Here is a 21,453-nt window from a genome sequence, read left to right as displayed (position 1 = left end):
GCTCGCCGATCCGAGCGCGCCGGAAAACACCATCGCTAACGCGGGCACCGGAGAGGCCGCGCACGTGTCCGGGTGTTAGCTTCCCTTCCCGTGACGGAGCACCAGCACGAGACCAGGGCGGCCTATGACGGGGCCGTCGAGCTGTACGCGTCGATGTTCGCCGGCCGGCTGGAGACGCACCCGTTCTCGCGGAACATGATCGGCACCTTCGCCGAGCTGGTGCGCGGGACGGGGAACCCGCGGGCGGCCGACGTCGGCTGCGGGCCCGGACATCTGACGGCCATGCTGCACGACCTGGGCCTGGACGCCTTCGGGCTCGACCTCTCCCCGGGCATGGTCGACCACGCCCGGCGGGCCCATCCGGCGCTGCGGTTCGACGAGGCGCGGATGGAGGCCCTGCCGGTCGAGGACGGCGCGCTCGGCGGCGTACTGGCCCACTACTCGATGATCCACACCCCGCCCGGGGAACTGCCCGCGCTCCTCGCCGAGCAGGCACGCGTCCTGGCACCGGGGGGCCTGCTCCTGGTCTCGTTCTTCGCGACCGACGCCCCCGAGCCGGTCCGCTTCGACCACAAGGTGACGCCCGCCTACAGCTGGCCCCCGGACCGGTTCGCCGAACTGCTCTCCGGAGCCGGACTCGCCCCCTTCGCCCGCCTGCTCCACGACCCCGCCTCCGAACGGGGTTTCCTCGACGCCCACTTGCTGGCCCGGCTCGACTAGATCGGGGGCGAACTGGTGTTCGCTAGGCGGTGGTGGGAGCCGGGGCGCGCTTGAGGTGGTGGAGGAGGGCCGCGAGCTGGGTGGGTGCGGTGGTGAGGAGGGTGCCGGGGTCGTCGCTCTCGCGGTCGCGTTGCTTGTGCCGCGAGCACGCCCAGCCCACACTTGAGGAGGTGATGCCACCATGACCGCTCTTGCTTACGAGAGGTCCGAGACCATGACCGAGATCAGGACCGAGGCCGCGCCCGGGAACGGCCCTGACCTGGACGAGGTCGTGTGGCAGGCATGGAAGGCCATGGAACTCCCCGAGGGCTACCGCGCTGAGATCATCGAGGGAGCCATCGAGGTGTCGCCCACCGGTCGCTATTCCCACAGTCAGATCGTCTTCCTGCTCAAGGAGGCGTTGGGGGACTTTCTGAGGGGTGGGGACTACGGCGCCCGGAATGACACGAACATCATCCACGAGAACCGTGCGTGGGTGCCGGACCTGTTCGTCGTCGCCCGGGACCCTGAGCGCTATGTGACGGATGACGGGCTCGGCCTGACGGCCGCGGGCGTGCGGGTGGTCTTCGAAGTCACGTCTCCCGGCAAGCGCAGTCTGGACCGCGACCGTGTCCGCAAGCGTCGCGAATACGCCCGAGCCGGTATCCCCGTCTACGTCATCGTCGACGACTACGACAACCAGGGCACCGTCACCGTCCTCACCGAGCCCCAGCCGGACAGAGCCGACTGGCTGGGAGTCGTGCGGGCACCGTACGGCACGGAGGCCCACATCCCGGCGGGCCCTGCCAAGGGTTTCGTGATCGGGGAAGCGGTCACCGGCCCGAAGCGCCGCTGACGGGCGGTCGGGCCGAGGGGCTCACGCGAGTTCCGGTGGCGGCGTGGGCGCCCCGGGCAGTCGTACCGTCGCCACCGTGCCGCCGCCCTCCGCGGGGGCCAGGCCGACCTGGCCGCCCGCCTGCTGGACCGTGCGGGCGACGATGGAGAGGCCGAGGCCGGAGCCGGGCAGGGCGCGGGCCGAGGGGGAGCGCCAGAAGCGGTCGAAGACGTGGGGGAGTTCGTCGGCGGGGATGCCGGGGCCGTGGTCGCGGACCGTGAGGACGCCGTCGGTGAGCCGCACGTCGACCGTGCCGCCCTCGGGGCTGAACTTCACCGCGTTGTCGAGGATGTTGACCACCGCCCGCTCCAGCGCGGCCGGCTCCGCCCGGGTGTACCAGGGCTCCAGGGAGGCCGTGATGGTCAGCTCCGGGCCGCGCAGGCGGGCGCGGTTCAGGGCCGCCTCCACGGTGTCCTCCAGGGAGACCACCTGGACGCGTTCGCCGCGCTGGCCCTCCGGGCGGGACAGTTCCTGGAGGTCCCCGATGAGCGAGGCCAGTTCCGTCATCTGGGCCTTCACCGAGGCGAGGAGTGCCTTGCGGTCGGCCGGGGGGAGGGGGCGGCCCGTCTCCTCGCTGCGGGTGAGGAGTTCGATGTTGGTGCGGAGCGAGGTGAGGGGGGTGCGGAGTTCGTGGCCGGCGTCGGCGATCAGTTGCTGCTGCAGTTCGTGGGAGCTGGCCAGGGACGAGGTCATCGAGTTGAAGGAGCGGGACAGGCGGGCGATCTCGTCCTCGCTGTCCTCCTCGACCGGGATCCGGATGCTCAGGTCCTCCGTGCGGGCCACGTGTTCGACGGCTTCGGTGAGCCGGTCGACGGGGCGCAGGCCCGCGCGGGCCACGGCGAGGCCGGCGGCTCCGGCGCCGACGACTCCGATGCCGGAGACGAGGAGCAGCACGAGCGCCAGGTCGTTGAGGGTCTTCTGGGTGTCCTTGAGGGAGACGGACGTCATGATCGCGACACCGGGGTACGGCACGGCGTCGGGCCCGCCGCCCACGGGGACGGCCGTGGTCACCACCCGTACGTCGTTGCCTTCGCCGTCCACGCTGTTGTGGAAGATGCGTTCGCGCAGGTTGGGGTCGTTGGCCGCCTTCTTGTCCGTGGCCGTCACCTTCACCACGCCCTCGGAGTCCGGCACGACACAGGTCTTGCCGTCCCCCGTCACGACCTGGAGGTAGACGAAGGAGGGGCGGCCGGCCGAGTTCACGGTCTGCGGACACGAGTCCACCAGCGCCGCCACCTGCGCGGCGTTCAGGATGCTCCCTCGGCCGCCGAGGCTCGAGAGCCGGTCGTCGATCTCGTCGTACAGCTTCCCCTGCACGATGAACCAGCACGTCACCGACACCGCCGCCACCGCGAACGCCACCGCCGCCGCCACCAGCAGCGCCAGCCGGGAGCGGATGGGGAGCGCTCGGTAGCGGCGTGCGAGCCGTTTCACTCGGCGCCGCCCTGGCGCAGGACGTAGCCCACACCGCGCACCGTGTGCACGAGGCGCGGCTCGCCGCCGGCCTCGGTCTTGCGCCGGAGGTACATGACGTAGACGTCCAGGGAGTTCGACGAGGGTTCGAAGTCGAAGCCCCAGACCGCCTTCAGGATCTGCTCACGGGTGAGCACCTGACGGGGGTGGGCCATGAACATCTCCAGCAGCGTGAACTCGGTACGGGTCAGCTCCACCTGGCGGCCGCCGCGCGTGACCTCGCGGGTCGCGAGGTCCATGCGCAGGTCGGCGAAGGTGAGGGCCTCGTCCTCCTGGGCCTCGGCGGAGACGGCCGCCGCGTAGGAGCTGCGGCGCAGCAGGGCGCGGATGCGGGCGAAGAGTTCGTCGAGTTCGAAGGGCTTGACCAGGTAGTCGTCGGCTCCGGCGTCCAGGCCCGTCACCCGGTCGCCGACCGTGTCACGGGCCGTGAGCATGAGGATCGGGGTGGTGTCCCCGGCGCCGCGGATGCGGCGGGCGGCGGTGAGGCCGTCCATGCGGGGCATCTGGATGTCGAGGACCACCAGGTCGGGCTGGTAGGCGGTCGCCTTCTCCAGTGCGTCGGCGCCGTCGACCGCGACCTCCGTGCCGTACCCCTCGAAGGCGAGGCTGCGTTGCAGTGCTTCGCGTACGGCCGGTTCGTCGTCGACGATCAGGATGCGCTGGGGGTCACGGTCGCCTTCGGCGGGGCTCATCGCTCGCGGTTCCTCGGGGTGCGGTGGGCGGGGACGCTTTCAGCGTCGCATGGTTGCGGGCGGCGGAGTAAGGACGGGGCCGGGACCGGGGCGCCGGGACCGGGGCCGGGTCAGCCGCGCACTGCCGTCAGGCGCTTCAGCGGGACCTTGTGGCGGTGCGGGCGGGTGGCGGGGACACGCAGACCCATCAGCTGGGGGACGGCGGGGGCGGCGACCTCGGGGGCTCGGGCCGCGACCTCGGGGGCGCGGGGCGCGGGCACCGGCGCCGGTGTGTGGAGCTCGTACGCCACCCCGAGGGCCAGGGTGATGTCGGCCGGGCCGGTGGCGGTGACCGGGTGCGAGATCTGCTTGATCATGACGTACTCCCTGGGGTGCCGGGCCGTCGCGGTGCGAGGCCGGTGGTTCAGCTGGTGGAGCCCGACCGCAGCTTGGCCAGGTCGGACTTGACGGTGTTGACCGGGATGGCGAAGCCGAGGCCGATGCTGCCCGCGTCGGAGGACGAGGACGACTGCTGGCTCGACGAGTACATCGCGGAGTTGATGCCGATGATGTTGCCGCCGGCGTCGATCAGGGCGCCGCCGGAGTTGCCGGGGTTCAGCGAGGCGTCGGTCTGGATCGCCTTGTAGGTGGTCGTGGAGGAGCCGGTGTCGCCGTTGAACTGCCGGCCGCCGAACTGGAAGGGCCACTGTCCGTCGCCGCCCTGGCCCTGGCTCTGTCCCTGGCTCTCGTCCGTGGAGACCGTCACGTCACGGTTGAGGGCGGAGACGATGCCGCTGGTGACGGTGCCGGTCAGGCCCTCGGGGGAGCCGATCGCCACGACCGTGTCGCCGACCTGGACGCCGGAGGAGTCGCCGAGGGTGGCCGCCTTCAGTCCGGAGGCGTTCCGCAGCTTGACGAGGGCGAGGTCCTTGGAGCTGTCGGTGCCGACGACCTCGGCGGTGTAGGACGTGCCGTCGCTGGTCGTCACCTTGATCGAGGAGGCGCCGGAGACGACGTGGTTGTTGGTGACGATCTCGCCGTCGGAGGTGATGATCACGCCGGAGCCGGTGGAGGACCCGTTGGCGAGGGTCGCCTTGATCTCGACCACGCTCGGGCTGACCACGGCGGCGATGGCGGCGACGTCGCCCTTCTTGCCGGCGGGCACCACGTTGGTGGTGGTGCTGGAGGCGGCGGTGGTGTCCTTGCCGGTCAGCTCCTGGAAGGCGTACGCGGTGCCGCCGCCGACGGCCGCCGCCACGATCGCCACGGCGGCCAGCAGGGCGATCGGCCCCCGGGCGCGCTTCTTCTCGGGCGCCGGGCCGGCGTCGGCCGGGACGGTGCCGAGGACCGCGGTTCCGCCGCCGTGGTCGCCGTGCCCGCCGTGGCCGTGCCCGTCGGCGCCGCCGTCCGTGGCGGTCCGGGGCCCTGGCCAGACGGTGGTGCCCGGCTCGACGGTGACCGGCTGCGCGGGCTGGTACGCCGGAGGGGCCGGCCACTGGGGGTCCACGGGGGAGGCGGAGGTGTGCTGCTGGGGGTACGCGCCCTGGTAGGCGTCACCCTGGGGGTCCTCGTAACCGCCGCTGCGGCGGAAGCTCTCGGTCATGACAGAGAGCTTCGCCCGCGACCATGAGAGCCCGCTGAGTGCTCCCTGAGAAGCCCGCCAGAACCTCGTTCGCCCGATGTAAAGACCGTCCTCGCAGGTGGGGGCGGGTTCTCAGGCGGTCTTCATCATCCCTGGTACGGGCCGGTACAGGTCATGCACAGCCGCAGGAGCTGCGGACCACGAGCCGGGACGGGAACGTCTTCAGCCGCTCGCGCCGGGAGCCCGCCACCCGCAGGCCGTCGTCGAGGACGAGGTCCACCGCGGCCCGGGCCATCGCGGGGCGGTCCGATGCGATCGTCGTCAGGGGAGGGTCGGCCAGCGCCGCCTCCTTGATGTCGTCGAACCCGGCCACCGCCAGCTCGCCGGGCACGTCGAGGCGCAGCTCACGCGCGGCGCGCAGCACGCCGATCGCCTGGTCGTCGGTGGAGCAGAAGACCGCGGGCGGGCGGTCCGGGCCGGAGAGCATCTCGAGCGCGACCTTGTAGGCGTCGTAGCGGTTGTACGGCGCCTCGAAGAGCCGTCCCGCGGTCGGGATGCCCGCCTCGCCCATCGCGCGCCGCCAGCCCTCGACGTGGTCGGAGACCGGGTCGCCGACGGCGGGGGTGTCGGCGGTGCCGCCCACGCAGGCCACGTAGTCGTAGCCGTGCTCCAGCAGGTGGCGTACGGCGAGGTGGGCGCCGCCCAGGTCGTCCGTGACCACGGCGACGTCGTCGATGGCCTCGGGACGCTCGTGCAGCAGCACCACCCGGGCGTCCCAGGCCTCGATCTCGGCGGCGGCCTGGTCGTTCAGCGCGTGGGAGACGAGGATGAGGCCGGAGACGCGCATGCCGAGGAAGGCGCGCAGGTAGTGGACCTCGCGTTCGGCGATGTAGTCGGTGTTGCCGACGAGGACCATCTTGCCGCGCTCGGAGGCGGCCTGTTCGACCGCGTGCGCCATCTCCCCGAAGAAGGGCTGGCGGGCGTCCGGGATGATCAGCCCTATCAGGTCGGTGCGCCGCGAGGCCATCGCCTGGGCGACCCGGTCGGGCCGGTACCCCAGCTCCTTGATCGCGGCGAGGACACGCTCGCGCGTGGCCGGGGCGACCGGCCGGGGTCCGTTGTTGATGACGTAGCTGACCACGGCGGTGGACGTCCCCGCCAGCCGCGCCACATCATCCCGAGTCACCTTGGCCACGCGCGGAGTCTACGCGGAGAGACCCGCGCTGGGCAGGGCGTATCGCGGCCCGGCTGTGCGGATGCGATGCCCTGCCCGTACGACTGCTAGGCGTCGGCCGTGATCTCGGTGGCGTCCAGGGCGGCAGCGGTGTCCGCGGTGTCCGCATCGTCCTGCTGTGACCGGGTGGCCTTGGCCTTTGCCTCGTCCGGGGAGCGGTCGCCCTTCTCGGGAGTAACGAATCGATAACCGACGTTCCGGACGGTTCCGATCAGCGACTCGTGCTCGGGGCCGAGCTTGGCGCGCAGCCGTCGTACGTGCACGTCGACCGTGCGGGTGCCGCCGAAGTAGTCGTAGCCCCAGACCTCCTGCAGCAGCTGGGCGCGGGTGAACACGCGCCCCGGGTGCTGGGCGAGGTACTTCAGCAGCTCGAACTCCTTGAAGGTGAGGTCGAGCACCCGGCCCTTGAGCTTGGCGGAGTAGGTCGCCTCGTCCACCGACAGGTCGCCGTTGCGGATCTCCATCGGGGAGTCGTCGTTGACGATCTGCTGCCGGCCCATGGCCAGCCGGAGACGGGCCTCCACCTCGGCGGGGCCGGCGGTGTCCAGGAGTACGTCGTCGATGCCCCAGTCGGCGGTGACGGCGGCCAGGCCGCCCTCGGTCACGACGAGGATCAGCGGACAGCCGGGGCCGGTGGAGCGGAGCAGCTGGCACAGGCTCCGCACCTGCGGCAGGTCGCGGCGGCCGTCGATCAGGATGACGTCGGCGCCGGGGGTGTCGATCAGTGCGGGTCCCTCCGCCGGAGCCACACGCACGTTGTGCAGCAGCAGGCCGAGAGCGGGGAGCACCTCCGTCGACGGCTGGAGGGCGTTGGTCAGGAGCAGCAGAGAACTCATACGTCTGGTTCCTCCTCGGTCCCTGCGAGGACGTGTGCGGTGCGGAACTGCTCTGCGATCCCGAAGGCCCCGTACACCTGCGGTTTCCCGCTTCGTATACAACGCTTCCGAAAGCACAAAAGGACCCGGGGGCTACGCTGCCCGAGTCCTCTGCCCAGCAGAATAGCCCACATGAGCAACGGTCCGGCAGGTCACGCGGCACGTTCCGCCGTTCGTCCGCACTCCGAGACGAGCAGACGCGCAGGTAAGCGGACGTTTCTGTACACGGCGGACGGGATCGCGATCGATTCCGTATACGATCCGGGCCGGTTCGTATACGACGCCTCCGCGCCGCCCGCCCGTCACCTGGTGTTCGTCCTCGCGCACGGCTTCACCGGCTCCGTGGACCGGCCGCACGTGCGCAGGGTGGCGGGGGTCCTCGCCCGGTACGGGGCCGTGGTCACCTTCTCCTTCCGGGGGCACGGCGCGTCGGGCGGCCGCTCCACGGTCGGCGACCGGGAGGTGCTGGACCTCGCCGCCGCGGTCGAGTGGGCCCGCGGCTTCGGGCACGCGTGCGTCGTCACCGTCGGCTTCTCCATGGGCGGCTCGGTGGTGCTGCGGCACGCGGCGCTGCACCGGGGCGCCGAGGGCACGGACGCCGTCGTCTCGGTGAGCGCGCCGGCCCGCTGGTACTACCGGGGCACCGCCCCCATGCGCCGCCTGCACTGGCTGGTCACCCGGCCCGAGGGCCGCCTGGTCGGCCGCTACGGCCTGCGCACCCGCATCCACCACCGCGACTGGGACCCGGTGCCCCTGTCCCCGGTCGAGGCGGTGCCGCGGATCGCCCCCACCCCGCTGCTGATCGTGCACGGCGACAGCGACGGTTACTTCCCCCTCGACCACCCCCGGATGCTGGCCGACGCGGCCGGTGACCACGGCGAACTGTGGCTGGAACCCGGCATGGGCCATGCCGAGCACGCCGCCGGGGACGCCCTGCTCGCCCGTATCGGAGCCTGGGCGGTGGCCAGGGCCAGCTAGCCTGGCCTCATCCGTCTCTCATCACTCCTTGCCTCGATCGAGGAACCAGAGGAACCAGAGGAACCAGATGTCCAAGGTCACGGTGCGCTACTGGGCCGCCGCCAAGGCCGCGGCCGGGGTCGCCGAGGAGCCGTACGACGCGGCGACCCTCTCCGAGGCGCTCACCGCGGTGCGGGAGCGACACCCCGGCGAACTCGTGCGCGTACTGCAGCGATGCTCGTACCTCGTCGACGGTGACCCCGTGGGCACCCGGGAGCATGAGACGGTACGGCTGGCCGAGGGCGGCACGGTCGAGGTGCTCCCGCCGTTCGCAGGAGGGTGAGCATGACCGACCAGCCGTATGAGGGCCAGGACCCCCATCAGGGGCAGCGCGGTTACGACGGGTACCAGGGGCAGCAGGGGCAGCAGGGCTACGGGGGGTACGAGCCCTACCAGCAACAGCAACAGCAACAGCAGCCGCAGACGTGGCCCGGGCAGGCGGGGTACGACCAGGGCGGCTACGACCGGTCCGGGTACGGCCAGGGCGGCGGCTACGGCCGGTCCGGGTACGACCAGCCCGGGTACGAGGAGCAGCACACCCAGCAGTGGCAGGGCCAGACCTGGGAGACGCAGCTTCAGCCGCCGGTGCAGCCGCCGGTCGCGGCCGCCGAGACGGCGTACCTGCCGCCGCAGGGCTACGGACCCGCCGCCCCCGGTACGCCCGGCGCCCCCGGCGCACACGCTGCGCCCGCCCATCCGCGGCCCCCGGCCCAGCAGCCCCCCGCACCGCAGTCGGCCGCACCGGAGCCCTCCGCACCGGGGTCCGGGTCCGGGCCCGCCTACGGACCGGCCACCCTCGCCGGCAACTCCCGCATCACCGACGCCCAGCGCGCCCGGCTGGAGGGGCGCTCCCCGATCATCGACCCCGGTATGCAGCCCGCCGCGCTGACGGCGCTGCTCGGCCTGCTGCTCTCCGGTACGGCGGCGATCGGCACGTACGCCCTGGTCGTACCGCTGGTGCTGCTGCAGGCCGTGACCGCCGCCGGCTGGTTCCGGCTGAACGGCATGTGGCCCGCCCGGCAGGGCATCGCGCTCGCCTTCGCCGGGGGGCTCACCGCGGACGTGGCCGTCCTGGTGGCCGGCCGGGACCAGGCGCCCGCCGCGATCCTCGGCCCCCTGGGGGTGTGGGTCCTGCTCGCCCTGGTGCTGCAGCTGCGCTCGCACGCCTCGCCCGATGAGCGCATGTACGGCCTGATGGCGACGGTCGTCTCGAGCGCGCTGGCGGTCATCGCCACCGGCTACCTGGGTGCCGAACCCGACGCGGTGACGGTCGGCGCGGCGGCGGTGGCGGTCGCCCTCCTGGCCCGCGCCCTCCCGCTGCCGACCCCGGCCTCCGTGACCGTAGCCGTGCTGGCCGCGGCGGGCGCCGGCATCGCGCTGGGCGGGATGACGGACCTGGGCACCAAGGGTGCCGTCCTGGGTGCCGCCGCCGCGGTGTGCGCGCTGGTCGGCCACCGCGTCGCCGCCTACGACTACCCCTCCCGGTTCGTCCACTTCACGGCGGGCGTGGCCCTGCCGCTGGCGGCGGCCGCACCGGTGGTGTGGGTACTGGGGCGGGCGCTGGGGTAACCGGCGTCGACGGGGCAGGCGGACGGAAGGGCGCGTACGTCCCTGTCACAGCTGATCTACAAAATCCCCGCGGGCCGGCCCCGCGGGGTTACCGTCGGGTCGTACCGCATTTCCGTGACCGCACGACTTCTGCGGCCGCACGTGTCACGAGACCGCCTAGCCGGGGGAAAACAACGAATGCGCGCCCTGCGAGCACTGCTGATCGTCGTCGTGATCCTGGGCGGCTTATTCGTGATCGTCGACCGCGTCGCCGTGCACTTCGCGGAGGGCGAGGCCGCCGACAGGCTGAAGGCGACGGAGAGCCTCGCCGACACCCCTGACGTGTCGATCAAGGGCTTCCCCTTCCTCACCCAGCTCGCGGGCGGCTCCCTGGACGACGTCGAGGTCGGCATCAAGGACTACGAGGCGGCCACCGGCAACGGCGCCGAGAAGATCCGCATCGACGACCTGAAGGCCGACATGAAGGGCGTCGACTTCTCCGGCGACTACAGCTCCGCCACCGCGTCCACCGCCACCGGCACCGCGACCGTCTCCTACGCCGAGCTGCTGAAGACGGCGAAGTCCGAGCCCACCCAGATCGCCCCCGGCGTCACCGCCCGCGTGGTCGGCCTCTCCGACGGCGGCAACGGCAAGATCAAGGTCGCGGTGGAGGCGACGGTCCTCGGCAGCAAGCTGCCCAAGCCGGTCCACGTGCTCAGCTCGGTCACCGTCGAGGGTGACAAGGTGAAGGTGCACGCCGACGCCCTGCCCGTGATCGGCGGCGCCGACCTCGCCGAGAACCGGGTCCGCGCGATCACCGACTTCCAGCAGGCCATAGACCAGCTGCCCGGCGGCATCGAGCTGGACTCGGTGCGGGCGGCGCGGGACGGCGTCGAGATCACCGTGCAGGGTTCGAACGTCCGGCTCGCCGGGTAGGACCCTCCTCGGCGTCCTCGGTGGACAACGGCGTCCGAAAGGCGAGACGCCCACGTCCGCGAGGCAGGCGCGTCCCGGTCCGCCGCTGCCCGGATCCTTCACGCGGGCACCTCTTTCCCTCCATCCATTCCACATTGTGGACGATCGCGTCTCATCATGCGACACCCCGGTGACACGCGCCGCTCTCCGTCCCTACGATCGTCGGCATGAAGCGACAGGCGGATCTCACGAAGCGGCGGGCAGTGGACCTGTGCCGCGTTGCCGCCATGCTCTGTCGCCCCTTCTGAGCGGAAGCCCGACTTCCGCGCTCACCCCCTCGCCCTGCCCTACTCAGGGCATCCGTGCGCCGGCCCGCAACGGGCCGCGTACCCACGCACTCGCACGCCCCGCCGCACCTGCCCCGGAGGAGAAAGAGCATGAGCCGCAGCGACGTCCTGGTCGACGCCGACTGGCTCCAGGAGCACCTGGACGACCCGACCATCGCCATCGTCGAGGTGGACGAGGACACGTCCGCCTACGAGAAGAACCACATCAAGAACGCGATCCGCATCGACTGGACCAAGGACCTCCAGGACCCGGTCCGCCGTGACTTCGTCGACCAGGCAGGCTTCGAGAAGCTGCTGTCGGAGAAGGGCATCGCCAACGACCACACGGTGGTCCTCTACGGCGGCAACAACAACTGGTTCGCGTCCTACGCCTACTGGTACTTCAAGCTCTACGGCCACGAGAACGTCAAGCTCCTCGACGGCGGCCGCAAGAAGTGGGAACTGGACGCCCGCGAGCTGGTCGACGGCACCGAGATCCCCGAGCGCCCGGCCACCGAGTACAAGGCCAAGCCGCAGGACACCTCGATCCGCGCCTTCCGCGACGACGTGGTCGCCGCGATCGGCTCGCAGAACCTGGTCGACGTGCGCTCGCCCGACGAGTTCTCCGGCAAGCTGCTCGCCCCCGCCCACCTGCCGCAGGAGCAGTCGCAGCGCCCGGGTCACGTCCCGTCCGCCCGGAACATCCCGTGGTCGAAGAACGCCAACGACGACGGCACCTTCAAGTCGGACGACGCGCTCAAGGAGCTCTACGCCGCGGAGAGCGTCGACCTGGCCAAGGACACGATCGCCTACTGCCGCATCGGTGAGCGCTCGGCCCTGACCTGGTTCGTCCTGCACGAGCTGCTGGGCGTGGAGAACGTCAAGAACTACGACGGCTCCTGGACCGAGTACGGCTCCCTCGTCGGCGTGCCGATCGAGCTCGGCGCCAACAAGTAACCCATCCGACCGACCTTCCGGTCAGACCCCAAGACCCTCTGGAGAAAGACATGTGTGGAGCGAAGGCCGGCGGCCCGGACGCCTCGACGATCAAGCCCGGTGAGACCACCATCCAGGGTCAGGTGACCCGCGACGGCGAGCCGGTGACCGGCTACGTCCGCCTGCTGGACTCGACCGGTGAGTTCACCGCGGAGGTCCCCACCTCCGCCACCGGACAGTTCCGCTTCTACGCGGCCGAGGGCACCTGGACCGTACGCGCCCTCGTCCCCGGCGCCACCGCCGACCGCACGGTCGTCGCCCAGCAGGGCGGACTCGCAGAGGTCGCGATCGCGGTCTGAGCAACCTCAGCACCGGCTGGAGGGCCGCACCCCCGGGTTGGACGCCTGGGTGCGGCCCTTTGGCGTGCCCGGGGTGTCGGCGGGCGCACGCCGCCCGTGCCGAGCGGCGTGCGCCCGCCTACCCTGGAGTCATGTACGCACGGCGACGTCGCGTTTACTTCGCCATGATGGGGGTGTGCATCGCCCTCTTCGTCCTGGCGTGGGGGGTCGTGCGCCTGTGGTCGGTGACCGCGGCGGTCATCATGTGCGTGGTGGCCATGGTCATCCCGCCCGTCGCGGCGATGGTCGCCAACCGGCGCGGGCCCGAGGACCGCTGGTGGGACGACCCCTCGGGCGATCCGCAGTCCGACGAGTGGTGGGACGAACTCGACGGCAAGAAGCGCCCCCGCTCCTAGGGGGTGTCTGACACATGCCCGCGGCGTCGCGACGCCTGGCACGCACGCTCGCCGCGTTGCCGAAACGCCCACGTGGCTCCGCCACGAGGACGCTCCCGCGCCCTGCGATCGCACGCACCAGACGCCGCTCCTGCTCCCGCGCTCATGTGTCAGACAGGCCCGAGCGCCCCCGCTCCGAGCGCCCCCGCTCCGAGCGGCCGCGTCTCAGTACACGAGCGCCTGCGTCCCGTCGGCCAGCGCCTCCTGCACGAAGACCTGCGCGCCCGCGATCCGGATGCCCTCGATGACGTCCTTCTCGGTGATCTCCCGGCGGGCGGCGCACTGTGTGCACAGGGTGATCCGCCCGGCCGCCAGGATCGACTCGATCAGATCCGGCAGCGGGGCCGCGTGCGGCAGCTCGAACTCGGCGGCCCGCCCGGGCAGCGCGAACCAGGACGACTCCCCGGTCAGCCACAGCGAGACGTCCACCCCGCTGGCCACGGCCACCGCCGCCACCGTGAACGCCTGCGAGCAGCGCTCGGGGGCATCGGCCCCGGCCGTCACCTTGATCACGAGCTTCTTGGTCATGCGGGAAGCGTAGCCGCGACGACGACCGCCACGAGCAGCGCGGCCACGCAGACCGCGCAGAGCACGCCGCTCACCACGGCCCCGTCGACCGGCCGCCACCCGCGCCGCCGCCGCGCGCGCGGACGGAACGGCGGGACCGCGAAGGCCGGGTACAGCGGCGCCCGGTCGCGCGGTGCGGCGTACTGTCGCCGCCTGCACTCCTCGTACGGCAGGCCGCCCCTCATGCCCGGTGCTCCCACCGCCGGTGCCGCGTCTCGGACGACGGCGACGAATCCACGGTCACCGTCTCCATGACGGAGTTCATGGCAGACGCCTGCCGGCACAGGTAACGCCGCGGCGCATCGCGACGGCCGGGTCCGCGACCCCCCACCTCGCGGAGAGCGGCGGATCCCGGCCGCGTAAGCTGGGGGCGGCTCTGTGTACGCCCACCCCCGCTCAAGGAGCACCCCCGTGGAGATCTTCTACGAAATCCTGCTGGTCCTGGTCTGCGTCGGCGTGCTCGCCTTCGCCGGGCTGACCGTGAAGAAGCTGTACCAGGGCCAGCGCTGACCCATACCTAGGAACTGCCGATCATGATCGAGATCCCGTCCGACCTGCACAAGGACCTCGTACCCCTCGCCTTCCTGCTCGGCGACTGGGCGGGTGCGGGCGTGCACGACTTCCCCGGCTCGGAGAAGTGCAACTTCGGCCAGGAGGTCAGCTTCACCCACGACGGCCGGGACTTCCTGGAGTACCGCTCCCACACCTGGGTGCTGGACAACGACGGGAACAAGGTCCGCGCGCTCGAGTCGGAGTCCGGCTTCTGGCGGATCGACGCCGACCGCAAGGTCGAGGTCACGATGACCCGCGACGACGGCGTCATCGAGATCTGGTACGGCGAGCTCGCCGACAAGAAGCCGCAGATCGACCTGGTCACGGACGCCGTGGCCCGCACGGCCGCCTCCCGCCCCTACAGCGGCGGCAAGCGCCTGTACGGCTACGTCAAGAGCGACCTGATGTGGGTCGGCGAGAAGCAGACCCCCGAGGTCGAGCTGCGCCCGTACATGTCGGCTCACCTGAAGAAGGTCGTCACCCCGGAGGAGGTCGAGCGCTGGGCCAAGGCCCTCCCGGACGACCTCCCGGACGACGGCATCGCCTTCTTCAAGTAGCCGCCGCCGGCGTCGTCGGCTTCTTCACGTCCCCCGTGCCGTAGTGGGCCCGGGGGACGTTGTGCTTTGTTGACCGCTCTCAATGAGGCTGTTGATGCCGAGCAAGCATTAACAAAAAGCACTGCATGGCAATGCACTTGTCATGAGCGGCTGCGCGTGGCTTCAGTGACGATGTCTTGGGGGAGCGAGCACCGGGCTTCGGGAATGCGCGGAGCCCCGGTCGCACAGTGCCTGCGACCGGGGCTTCGGAGGCTGTGCCCTGGGTGGCTTGCGATGCAGAGGCGAGCCCAGAACGTTCAGCAACACGGTAGTACGTCGGCGCCGCGTATCCGCCCTCGACGACAAGATCCAGGCGCATACCGAGATCGCCCGCGCGACCCGCGCGTACCGTGGCGCCCTCGCCGACGCCCTGACGAACGGCGTTCTGCCGGCCGAGCCGTGACCCGGTCCGCCCCGCCCTAGACTGGGGTGTGTGGTGAGCACCGACTGGAAGAGCGACCTCAGGCAGCGCGGCTACCGGCTGACGCCGCAGCGGCAACTCGTGCTCGAAGCCGTGGACACCCTGGAGCACGCGACCCCCGACGACATCCTCGGCGAGGTGAGGAAGACGGCGTCGGGGGTCAACATTTCCACCGTCTACCGGACGCTGGAGCTCCTGGAGGAACTCGGCCTGGTCAGCCATGCCCACCTGGGACACGGTGCTCCCACCTACCACCTGGCCGACCGGCACCACCACATCCACCTGGTCTGCCGGGACTGCCAGAACGTGATCGAGGCGGACGTCGGGGTGGCGTCCGAGTTCATGGCCAAGCTGCGCGAGACGTTCGGCTTCGACACGGACATGAAGCACTTCGCGATCTTCGGCCGCTGCAAGGACTGCTCTCTCAAGAGTTCAAGTACCGAGTCGTAGGCTTGGCATATGAAGAGTCCTCTGCTGTCCCTGCCCGGCGCCGTCCCCGCCGAGGGCGTGGACGAAGGCGTCGCCGCCCACTACGGCGATCTGTTCCGCGAGCAGCGTGCCCTCGCCGACGGCACCGGATTCGTCGACCTCTCCCACCGCGGTGTCGTCACCGTGACCGGTGCGGACCGGCTGAGCTGGCTGCACCTGCTGCTCACCCAGCACGTCAGCGAGCTGCCCGCGGGCCGGGCCACCGAGGCGCTGATCCTCTCCGCGCACGGCCACATCGAGCACGCGCTGTACCTGGTGGACGACGGCGAGACGGTCTGGGCGCATGTGGAGCCCGGCACCCAGGAGGCGCTGCTGGCGTACCTGGAGTCGATGAAGTTCTTCTACCGCGTCGAGGTCGCCGACCGTACCGGCGACATCGCGGTGGTGCACCTGCCGGCCGGTTCCATCGCCGAGGTGCCCGAGGGCGTCGTCGTACGCGAGACGCCGTACGGCCGCGACCTCTTCCTCCCGCGTGCGGACCTCGAGTCGTACGCCGGGTCCGCGGGCCCGCCGGCCGGGATCCTCGCCCACGAGGCGCTGCGCGTCGAGCAGCACCGCCCCCGCCTCGGCTTCGAGACCGACCACCGCACCATCCCGCACGAGCTGGGCTGGATCGGCACGGCGGTCCATCTGCAGAAGGGCTGCTACCGCGGCCAGGAGACGGTCGCCCGCGTCCAGAACCTGGGCAAGCCCCCGCGCCGGCTGGTCTTCCTCCACCTCGACGGCAGCGAGGTCCACCTGCCGACGCACGGCACGGAGATCCGCCTCGCGGACGAGGGCCCGGACGGCCGCCGGATCGGCTTCATCACCACGTCCGCACGGCACCACGAGCTCGGCCCGGTCGCCCTGGCCCTGGTGAAGCGGAACGTGCCGCTGGACGCGCGGCTGATGGCCGGGGACACGGCGGCGGCGCAGGAGGTCGTGGTCGAGCCCTGAGCCTTGAGCCCTGTGAGTCGTGCGCCCTTCGGCCCGCTGCCTCTCACATCTCCAGCAGGACGGTGAACGGGCCGTCGTTCGTCAGCGAGACCCGCATCTGCGCGCCGAACCGGCCCGTCGCCACCGTCGCACCCTGGGCGCGCAGTTGGGCGACCACCTCGTCGACGAGCGGCTCGGCCACGTCGCCGGGCGCGGCCGCGTTCCAGGTGGGGCGGCGCCCCTTGCGGGCGTCCCCGTAGAGGGTGAACTGGCTGATCACGAGCAGCGGGGCGGCGACGTCGCTGCACGACTTCTCGTCGTGCAGCATCCGCAGGGACCACAGCTTGCGAGCGAGCTGGGCCGCCTTCTCCTTGGTGTCCTCGTGCGTGACCCCGACGAGGACGCACAGTCCCTCGCCGACGATCTCGCCCACGGTCTCCCCGTCCACGACGACGCTCGCGCCGTCAACCCTCTGCACCACTGCTCGCATGCGGACCATGATGCCGGGTGGCCGGGAACAGGTCACAGGGGGCCCATTATGGTTCCTTAGCCCCCATCTGGGGCTGTTCGCGGGCACTCGGTCACATTGCGGCCACTTGGGGTGGCACGATGCTTCCCTACGCGTTGAGGGGACGGTAGAAGCACATGAGCACACCGAGTACGGAGCGGCTGGATCTTCCGGTGGATCTTCCGGTGGACCTATCGGGGGATCTGCCGGGTGGCCTGCCGGGTGACCTGCCGGGTGGCCTGCCGGGGATCCAGCGGCCGCCCACGCAGCGCAGCGACAGCCCTGCGCTGCCCGCGGAGCCGTCCGAGCACGACCTGACCCGGCTGAGCCTGCCCGAACTGCGCACCCTGCGCCGGGACGCCCAGCGCGACGAGGCGGACCTCAGCTACGTACGGCGGCTGCTGCAGGGCCGGATCGACATCCTGCGCGCGGAACTGGCCCGCCGGGGCGACCCGAAGCCGGTCGCCGTGGACGGCCCCAGGGACGCGACGGTGGTCGCCTCCGTGGTGTCCCGCCTCCCCGAGATCCTCACCGACGCCCCGGCCCGCCACCGTTCCTCGGCCCGCCACGTCACCCTCGGCACCCCGCACAACGAGGAGTACCGGCGACTGGCCGCCCAGATGCTCGCCGAGGTCCAGCTCTCCGACCTCCAGGCCCGCACCGACCTGGAACTGGACACCGCGATGGGCCGCCTGGTCCGCTACGAACAGCAGGTCTCCGGCCGCCGCCAGCGCCTCCAGCGCACGACGGACGACTGCAGCGCGGAAATCACCCGCCGCTACCGGGAGGGCGAGGCACAGGTGGACGACCTGCTGGCCTAGAAGGCCCACGAAGATCTTGGTGAGGGGCTGTCGGGCCCCCGCATCGGCCCTGAACGGGCCTCGTCCTCCGTCCTAGGACGGGCTGAGCATGCGCCGGCCGGCCTGTGGAGGCGGAGCCCGGTGGGGCGGAGGGGGCCGAACCCGATGGGGGTGCGGGGGCGGTGCTCCGCCGGGCGGGGCGGGGAGGGTGTGGGGATGGTGCCCTCGCCGGGGTCTGGGGCGGAGTCCCGCGCGGCGTTCAGGGGCGGAGCCCCCGGCGGGGTCCGGGCGGAGCCCCGGGGTGCGGCGGCCGGGACGGGCGGTGAGTCGGCGGATTGCCTCGTGGCGCTCGGCCGGGTCCGGGAAGACCGAGCGGGCGCCGCCCGTGTGGCCGACGCCCTGCTGCGTACGTCCAGGCGGCCGTGGCGCCCGGACATCTTCTGCGCTCCCTCCCGCGGAGATCCGTGCCGACTGTTCCGTAGCGGTGTTCAGTTGTGGCTGTACGCTTCGGTGTTGAGTTGTCGCTGTTCGGTTGTGGCTGTGCTCGGGCCGGGCTCCCGGCTCCCCTCCGGGAAGGAACCCGGCGGTCCAACCAACCTGAGGACTGACCATGTTCTCCAAGTTGGCTGCCAACTGCACAGTACTTATCTCCGCTTGGACGCGTCTCATAACCACCTTTCACTGAACTGCCGCAAGATGGCGAAAAGTTGTACTGTTTGACCGTGGACCCGGAACACGCCACCGCCCATGGGCGGAAGAGGGCACCACGGCCACAGAAGTCACACACCGAGGTGGCCGACGAACTGCGCGCCCGGATCGAGTCCGGTGTGCTCACACCGGGCCAGCGCATGCCCACGCAGGCCGAACTCGCGGACGAGTTCGGCGTGGAGCGCGGGGCGGTGCGTCAGGCACTGCGCATCCTGCAGTCGGAGCGCCTGCTCACCAACGTGACCAAGGGCAGCCCCGCCACCGTGGCCCCCAGCCCGGCGCACGGCCGCGCCCCGACCGGACCGCCGGCCCCGCCCGAGCCCACCATGGTGGCCCTGGCCTCGCGGACGGCCGCCGCCTTCGCGGCCCCGCACGTCCGGATCGACGCCCTGTGCCTGACCGCGGTCTCGCTCACGCTTGCGATCGGCGAGCCGCTGCGCCAGATCCACGCGGGGCGCCTGAAACCGGCCAAGGTCGACGTCCGCGTACTGCTGCCCAGCCGGGACATCGACCTCGCCTTCCCCGCCCCGGTGGACGCGTCGGCCACGGAACTGCTGCACCGGCGCTGGCTGGCCCAGCGCAACGCCCAGGGCCAGGTGCTCCAGCACAACCTGCTGGCACTGCGCGCCACGCACGGCATCGACGTGCACGTCTCCTTCCGCGCGCTCCCCTTCACCCCGCCGGTGAAGCTCTACCTCCTCAACGAGGCCGAGGCGCTGTTCGCGTACTACACCCTCACGCGGCGCGAGCGGGAGATCGAGCACGAGCACCTGGAGCTGTACGACGCCGAGGGCACGCGGTCGATGCTGTTCGCCTTCGAGCAGGGCGCCGGACTGCGGGACGCGGCCTTCGTGGAGCAGGCGCACCTGTGGTTCGACGCGCTGTGGGAGACGATCAGTTCGGACCTCGTGCTCACGGCGTGAGCGGTTCACAGGGCGGGTCCGGCGAGCAGCACGGCGAGCAGCACGGCCCCGGCCGAGCTGACGGCCGGGCACTTGGCCTTGAGGCCGATGCTGAGCATCAGCAGACCGACGATGCCGGTGGCGCCGTACTTCCACTGCACGATCTGTTCGAAGCCGACGACGAAGACCGCGGAGATGAGGGCGAGGGCAGGCACAGTGGTTCCCCCTTCAGGTTGCCAGGAAGCAAAACTTCCGCCAACTAGACCAAGTTGGCAACCAACTTTGATTAAGTTGTCCCCACTTGGCACCCATAGATAAACAACCTACGGACAACTGCTGTTGACCAGGTGCGAGTTGTAGCGTTTGGTCGTGACCCAGGAGAACGTGGCAGTGAACGGCAGCAGAAGGCTCACGCCCCAGGAGATCGCCGACACCCTCCGGGAACGGATCCGGCTCGGGGACCTGCGGGCCGGAGACCGCCTGCCCACCCAGGCCGAGCTCGCCGAGGAGTTCGGCGTGGAGCGCGGCACCGTGCGCCAGGCCCTGCGGGCACTCCAGGAGGACGGCCTGCTCAGCAGCGTGAGCCGGGGCAGCCCCCCGCGGATCGCCGAACCGGCCCCCGCCCGCGACGAGCCCCAGCCGACCATGGTCGGACTCGCTCCCCGCCTGGCCGAGGCCTTCTCGGTGCCGCACGTCCGCATCGACGCCGTCTGCCTGACCGCCGAGACGTTCATGCTGGCCCTGAGCGAACCGCTCCGCATGGTCCACGAAGGCCGGGCACGCCCCCAGCGCATCGACGTCCGCATCCTCCTGCCGTCCCGCGACATCAACCTGGCCTTCCCGGTCCCGGTCGACGGGAGGGGCGACGACGACCCGGTCCACCAGCGCTGGCTCGCCATGCGCAACGCCCAGGGCCAGGTCGTGCGGTACAACCTGCAGGCCCTGCGCGGCACGCACGACATCGACGTCCACGTCACCTTCCGCGCGCTCCCCTTCACCCCGCCGGTGAAGCTCTACCTGCTCAACGGCACGGAAGCGCTGCTCGGCTACTACATGGTCACCCGCCGCGAGGAGTCCACGGACAGCGGGACCCTGGAGATGTACGACACCCTCGGATCGCAGTCCCTGCTGTTCTCCTTCGAGAAGCGGCGGGGGCAGCGGGACGAGGCCTTCGTACAGCAGTCGCAGAACTGGTTCGACGCCCTCTGGGAAACCATCACGACGGACCTGACACTCTCCTAGTGACTTCTGACACGGCGGGGACTGAACCGGTGGCCGGCGGGACCGACAGCGCGCAGGACGTCCGGGAACTGATCACGCGGGCGCGGGTCGTCCTGTGGGACTTCGACGGCCCGGTCTGCCGCCTGTTCGCGCGCCACAAGGCGGAACGCGTGGCCGCGGAACTGGTGGAGTGGCTCGAGGGGCGGGGCCTGCACGGCCTGCTCACCCGTTCGGAGCGCGAGTCGGTCGATCCGCACGGGGTGCTGAACGCCGTGGGGCGCCGGCATCCCGAGAGCGACCTGGTCACAGAGTTGGAGGAACGTCTCACCCATGAGGAGCTCCGGGCCGCCGACTCCGCCTGGCCCACGCCCTGGGCCGACCCGCTGATCCGCACCTGGACGGCCGTCGGCTCCCGGCTGGCCATCACCACGAACAACTCGCCCCGGGCGGTCCGTGCCTACCTGGCCGGCCGAGGCCTGCTGGGCTGCTTCGCCCCCCATGTCTACGGCCGCAGCCAGGATCTCTCCCTCCTCAAGCCCGACCCGCACTGCCTCGTCCGCGCACTGAACTCGACCGGGACCACGCCCTCCGACGCGCTGATGATCGGCGATTCCCCCTCCGACCTCGCAGCCGCGTGCCGGGCCGGCGTACCGTTCCTCGGCTATGCGCATGGCGAAGCGAAAGTGAAGCCTTTGCGCGCAGCCGGAGCGAAGGCCGTCGTCGGCTCGCTCGAGCCGTTGCTCCACGTGCTGCGGGCGTAGTCCGGGCGGCCCGGGACAGTGCCCGCTGCCGTACCCGGTCGGCGACGGT

General features: G+C 71.3%; 28 protein-coding genes. 17 read left to right on the top strand and 11 right to left on the bottom strand.

Translation table 11 applies throughout. The features are described 5' to 3' along the window. The first annotated feature begins 90 nt into the window (after nucleotides 1-90). A complete protein-coding gene (locus tag ABZX30_RS02595; protein WP_355927845.1) occupies nucleotides 91-720 on the top strand; it encodes a class I SAM-dependent methyltransferase in 630 nt (209 codons plus the stop codon). A 22-nt stretch (nucleotides 721-742) separates the two neighbouring features. Here ABZX30_RS02595 and ABZX30_RS02590 read toward each other — a convergent pair whose 3' ends face one another. Then, entirely contained in the window at nucleotides 743-880 is a 138-nt protein-coding gene (locus tag ABZX30_RS02590; protein ID WP_355927843.1) for a hypothetical protein, read from the bottom strand. Nucleotides 881-901: 21 nt separating this feature from the next. Between ABZX30_RS02590 and ABZX30_RS02585 the strand changes: the two genes are divergently transcribed. Next, nucleotides 902-1,555 (top strand): Uma2 family endonuclease, encoded by a 654-nt coding sequence (locus tag ABZX30_RS02585; protein WP_355927841.1) that lies wholly within the window; start codon nucleotides 902-904, stop codon nucleotides 1,553-1,555. 21 nt (nucleotides 1,556-1,576) lie between these two features. On the opposite strand, the gene ABZX30_RS02580 is transcribed toward ABZX30_RS02585, so the two are convergent. From ABZX30_RS02580 to ABZX30_RS02555, 6 genes are all read right to left on the bottom strand, one after another. Then, on the bottom strand, nucleotides 1,577-3,028 hold the full coding sequence (locus tag ABZX30_RS02580; RefSeq protein ID WP_355927839.1) for a HAMP domain-containing sensor histidine kinase: 1,452 nt from the start codon (nucleotides 3,026-3,028) through the stop codon (nucleotides 1,577-1,579). Next, on the bottom strand, nucleotides 3,025-3,759 hold the full coding sequence (locus ABZX30_RS02575; protein ID WP_355927837.1) for a response regulator transcription factor: 735 nt from the start codon (nucleotides 3,757-3,759) through the stop codon (nucleotides 3,025-3,027). Before ABZX30_RS02575 ends, ABZX30_RS02580 begins: the two co-directional genes overlap by 4 nt. Before the next feature lie 110 nt (nucleotides 3,760-3,869). After that, on the bottom strand, nucleotides 3,870-4,115 hold the full coding sequence (locus ABZX30_RS02570) for a hypothetical protein (protein ID WP_355927836.1): 246 nt from the start codon (nucleotides 4,113-4,115) through the stop codon (nucleotides 3,870-3,872). Nucleotides 4,116-4,162: 47 nt separating this feature from the next. Beyond that, nucleotides 4,163-5,341, bottom strand: a complete 1,179-nt coding sequence (locus ABZX30_RS02565; protein ID WP_355927834.1) for a trypsin-like peptidase domain-containing protein — start codon at nucleotides 5,339-5,341, stop codon at nucleotides 4,163-4,165. Nucleotides 5,342-5,492: 151 nt separating this feature from the next. After that, nucleotides 5,493-6,515, bottom strand: a complete 1,023-nt coding sequence (locus ABZX30_RS02560; RefSeq protein ID WP_355927832.1) for a LacI family DNA-binding transcriptional regulator — start codon at nucleotides 6,513-6,515, stop codon at nucleotides 5,493-5,495. An 86-nt stretch (nucleotides 6,516-6,601) separates the two neighbouring features. After that, nucleotides 6,602-7,390: a response regulator transcription factor gene (locus tag ABZX30_RS02555; protein WP_355927830.1), complete on the bottom strand. Its 789-nt coding sequence runs from the start codon at nucleotides 7,388-7,390 to the stop codon at nucleotides 6,602-6,604. A gap of 171 nt (nucleotides 7,391-7,561) precedes the next feature. On the opposite strand from ABZX30_RS02555, the gene ABZX30_RS02550 reads away from it, so the two are divergent. The 8 genes from ABZX30_RS02550 (at nucleotide 7,562) to ABZX30_RS02515 (ending at nucleotide 12,925) form a co-directional block, all read left to right on the top strand. Beyond that, a complete protein-coding gene (locus ABZX30_RS02550) occupies nucleotides 7,562-8,407 on the top strand; it encodes an alpha/beta fold hydrolase (RefSeq protein WP_355927827.1) in 846 nt (281 codons plus the stop codon). A gap of 67 nt (nucleotides 8,408-8,474) precedes the next feature. After that, complete coding sequence (locus ABZX30_RS02545) at nucleotides 8,475-8,729, top strand: MoaD/ThiS family protein (RefSeq protein ID WP_355927825.1); 255 nt, start codon at nucleotides 8,475-8,477, stop codon at nucleotides 8,727-8,729. Between the two features lie 2 nt (nucleotides 8,730-8,731). Then, nucleotides 8,732-10,015 (top strand): hypothetical protein, encoded by a 1,284-nt coding sequence (locus tag ABZX30_RS02540; protein WP_355927822.1) that lies wholly within the window; start codon nucleotides 8,732-8,734, stop codon nucleotides 10,013-10,015. 177 nt (nucleotides 10,016-10,192) lie between these two features. Continuing rightward, nucleotides 10,193-10,930: a DUF2993 domain-containing protein gene (locus ABZX30_RS02535; protein WP_355927821.1), complete on the top strand. Its 738-nt coding sequence runs from the start codon at nucleotides 10,193-10,195 to the stop codon at nucleotides 10,928-10,930. 206 nt (nucleotides 10,931-11,136) lie between these two features. Continuing rightward, on the top strand, nucleotides 11,137-11,217 hold the full coding sequence (locus tag ABZX30_RS02530; protein WP_350751515.1) for an Ms5788A family Cys-rich leader peptide: 81 nt from the start codon (nucleotides 11,137-11,139) through the stop codon (nucleotides 11,215-11,217). A gap of 129 nt (nucleotides 11,218-11,346) precedes the next feature. Further along, the gene (locus ABZX30_RS02525) at nucleotides 11,347-12,192 is read left to right on the top strand and encodes a sulfurtransferase (protein WP_355927818.1); all 846 of its coding nucleotides are present in this window, start codon (nucleotides 11,347-11,349) and stop codon (nucleotides 12,190-12,192) included. A 50-nt stretch (nucleotides 12,193-12,242) separates the two neighbouring features. Next, nucleotides 12,243-12,530 carry a DUF1416 domain-containing protein gene (locus ABZX30_RS02520; protein ID WP_010351646.1) on the top strand — a complete coding sequence of 96 codons (288 nt, stop codon included), beginning with the start codon at nucleotides 12,243-12,245 and terminating at the stop codon, nucleotides 12,528-12,530. Nucleotides 12,531-12,661: 131 nt separating this feature from the next. Further along, nucleotides 12,662-12,925, top strand: a complete 264-nt coding sequence (locus ABZX30_RS02515; RefSeq protein ID WP_355927815.1) for a DUF3099 domain-containing protein — start codon at nucleotides 12,662-12,664, stop codon at nucleotides 12,923-12,925. A 204-nt stretch (nucleotides 12,926-13,129) separates the two neighbouring features. Here ABZX30_RS02515 and ABZX30_RS02510 read toward each other — a convergent pair whose 3' ends face one another. Both ABZX30_RS02510 and ABZX30_RS02505 read right to left on the bottom strand, forming a co-directional pair. Further along, on the bottom strand, nucleotides 13,130-13,492 hold the full coding sequence (locus tag ABZX30_RS02510; protein WP_355927812.1) for a DsrE family protein: 363 nt from the start codon (nucleotides 13,490-13,492) through the stop codon (nucleotides 13,130-13,132). Then, nucleotides 13,489-13,716, bottom strand: coding sequence for a hypothetical protein (locus ABZX30_RS02505; RefSeq protein WP_355927810.1), 228 nt, complete (start codon nucleotides 13,714-13,716; stop codon nucleotides 13,489-13,491). Before ABZX30_RS02505 ends, ABZX30_RS02510 begins: the two co-directional genes overlap by 4 nt. Nucleotides 13,717-14,064: 348 nt before the next feature. Between ABZX30_RS02505 and ABZX30_RS02500 the strand changes: the two genes are divergently transcribed. From ABZX30_RS02500 to ABZX30_RS02490, 3 genes are all read left to right on the top strand, one after another. Next, nucleotides 14,065-14,640, top strand: a complete 576-nt coding sequence (locus ABZX30_RS02500; RefSeq protein ID WP_355927807.1) for an FABP family protein — start codon at nucleotides 14,065-14,067, stop codon at nucleotides 14,638-14,640. Nucleotides 14,641-15,112: 472 nt separating this feature from the next. Further along, nucleotides 15,113-15,550: a Fur family transcriptional regulator gene (locus tag ABZX30_RS02495; protein WP_355927804.1), complete on the top strand. Its 438-nt coding sequence runs from the start codon at nucleotides 15,113-15,115 to the stop codon at nucleotides 15,548-15,550. A gap of 9 nt (nucleotides 15,551-15,559) precedes the next feature. Continuing rightward, nucleotides 15,560-16,525, top strand: coding sequence for a folate-binding protein (locus ABZX30_RS02490; protein WP_355927802.1), 966 nt, complete (start codon nucleotides 15,560-15,562; stop codon nucleotides 16,523-16,525). 43 nt (nucleotides 16,526-16,568) lie between these two features. Here the strand turns inward: ABZX30_RS02490 and dtd are convergent, their stop codons facing one another. Further along, nucleotides 16,569-16,994, bottom strand: coding sequence for a D-aminoacyl-tRNA deacylase (gene dtd, locus ABZX30_RS02485; protein ID WP_355927801.1), 426 nt, complete (start codon nucleotides 16,992-16,994; stop codon nucleotides 16,569-16,571). 155 nt (nucleotides 16,995-17,149) lie between these two features. Here dtd and ABZX30_RS02480 point away from each other — a divergent pair, with 155 nt between their 5' ends. Next, nucleotides 17,150-17,833 carry an aerial mycelium formation protein gene (locus tag ABZX30_RS02480; protein ID WP_355927799.1) on the top strand — a complete coding sequence of 228 codons (684 nt, stop codon included), beginning with the start codon at nucleotides 17,150-17,152 and terminating at the stop codon, nucleotides 17,831-17,833. A 695-nt stretch (nucleotides 17,834-18,528) separates the two neighbouring features. Beyond that, the gene (locus ABZX30_RS02475) at nucleotides 18,529-19,443 is read left to right on the top strand and encodes a GntR family transcriptional regulator (RefSeq protein ID WP_355927797.1); all 915 of its coding nucleotides are present in this window, start codon (nucleotides 18,529-18,531) and stop codon (nucleotides 19,441-19,443) included. Between the two features lie 5 nt (nucleotides 19,444-19,448). On the opposite strand, the gene ABZX30_RS02470 is transcribed toward ABZX30_RS02475, so the two are convergent. Then, a complete protein-coding gene (locus tag ABZX30_RS02470; protein ID WP_355927795.1) occupies nucleotides 19,449-19,637 on the bottom strand; it encodes a hypothetical protein in 189 nt (62 codons plus the stop codon). Nucleotides 19,638-19,785: 148 nt separating this feature from the next. On the opposite strand from ABZX30_RS02470, the gene ABZX30_RS02465 reads away from it, so the two are divergent. Continuing rightward, nucleotides 19,786-20,664: a winged helix-turn-helix domain-containing protein gene (locus tag ABZX30_RS02465; RefSeq protein WP_355927794.1), complete on the top strand. Its 879-nt coding sequence runs from the start codon at nucleotides 19,786-19,788 to the stop codon at nucleotides 20,662-20,664. Continuing rightward, nucleotides 20,664-21,404: an HAD family hydrolase gene (locus ABZX30_RS02460; protein WP_355927793.1), complete on the top strand. Its 741-nt coding sequence runs from the start codon at nucleotides 20,664-20,666 to the stop codon at nucleotides 21,402-21,404. The genes ABZX30_RS02465 and ABZX30_RS02460 overlap by 1 nt, the downstream gene beginning before the upstream one ends. Nucleotides 21,405-21,453: the final 49 nt, after the last annotated feature.

Source organism: Streptomyces sp. NPDC004542 (assembly GCF_040610035.1).
Classification (GTDB): Bacteria; Actinomycetota; Actinomycetes; order Streptomycetales; family Streptomycetaceae; genus Streptomyces.
Note: the sequence above shows the minus strand (reverse complement) of the source record. Positions and strands in the feature narration are given on the sequence as shown.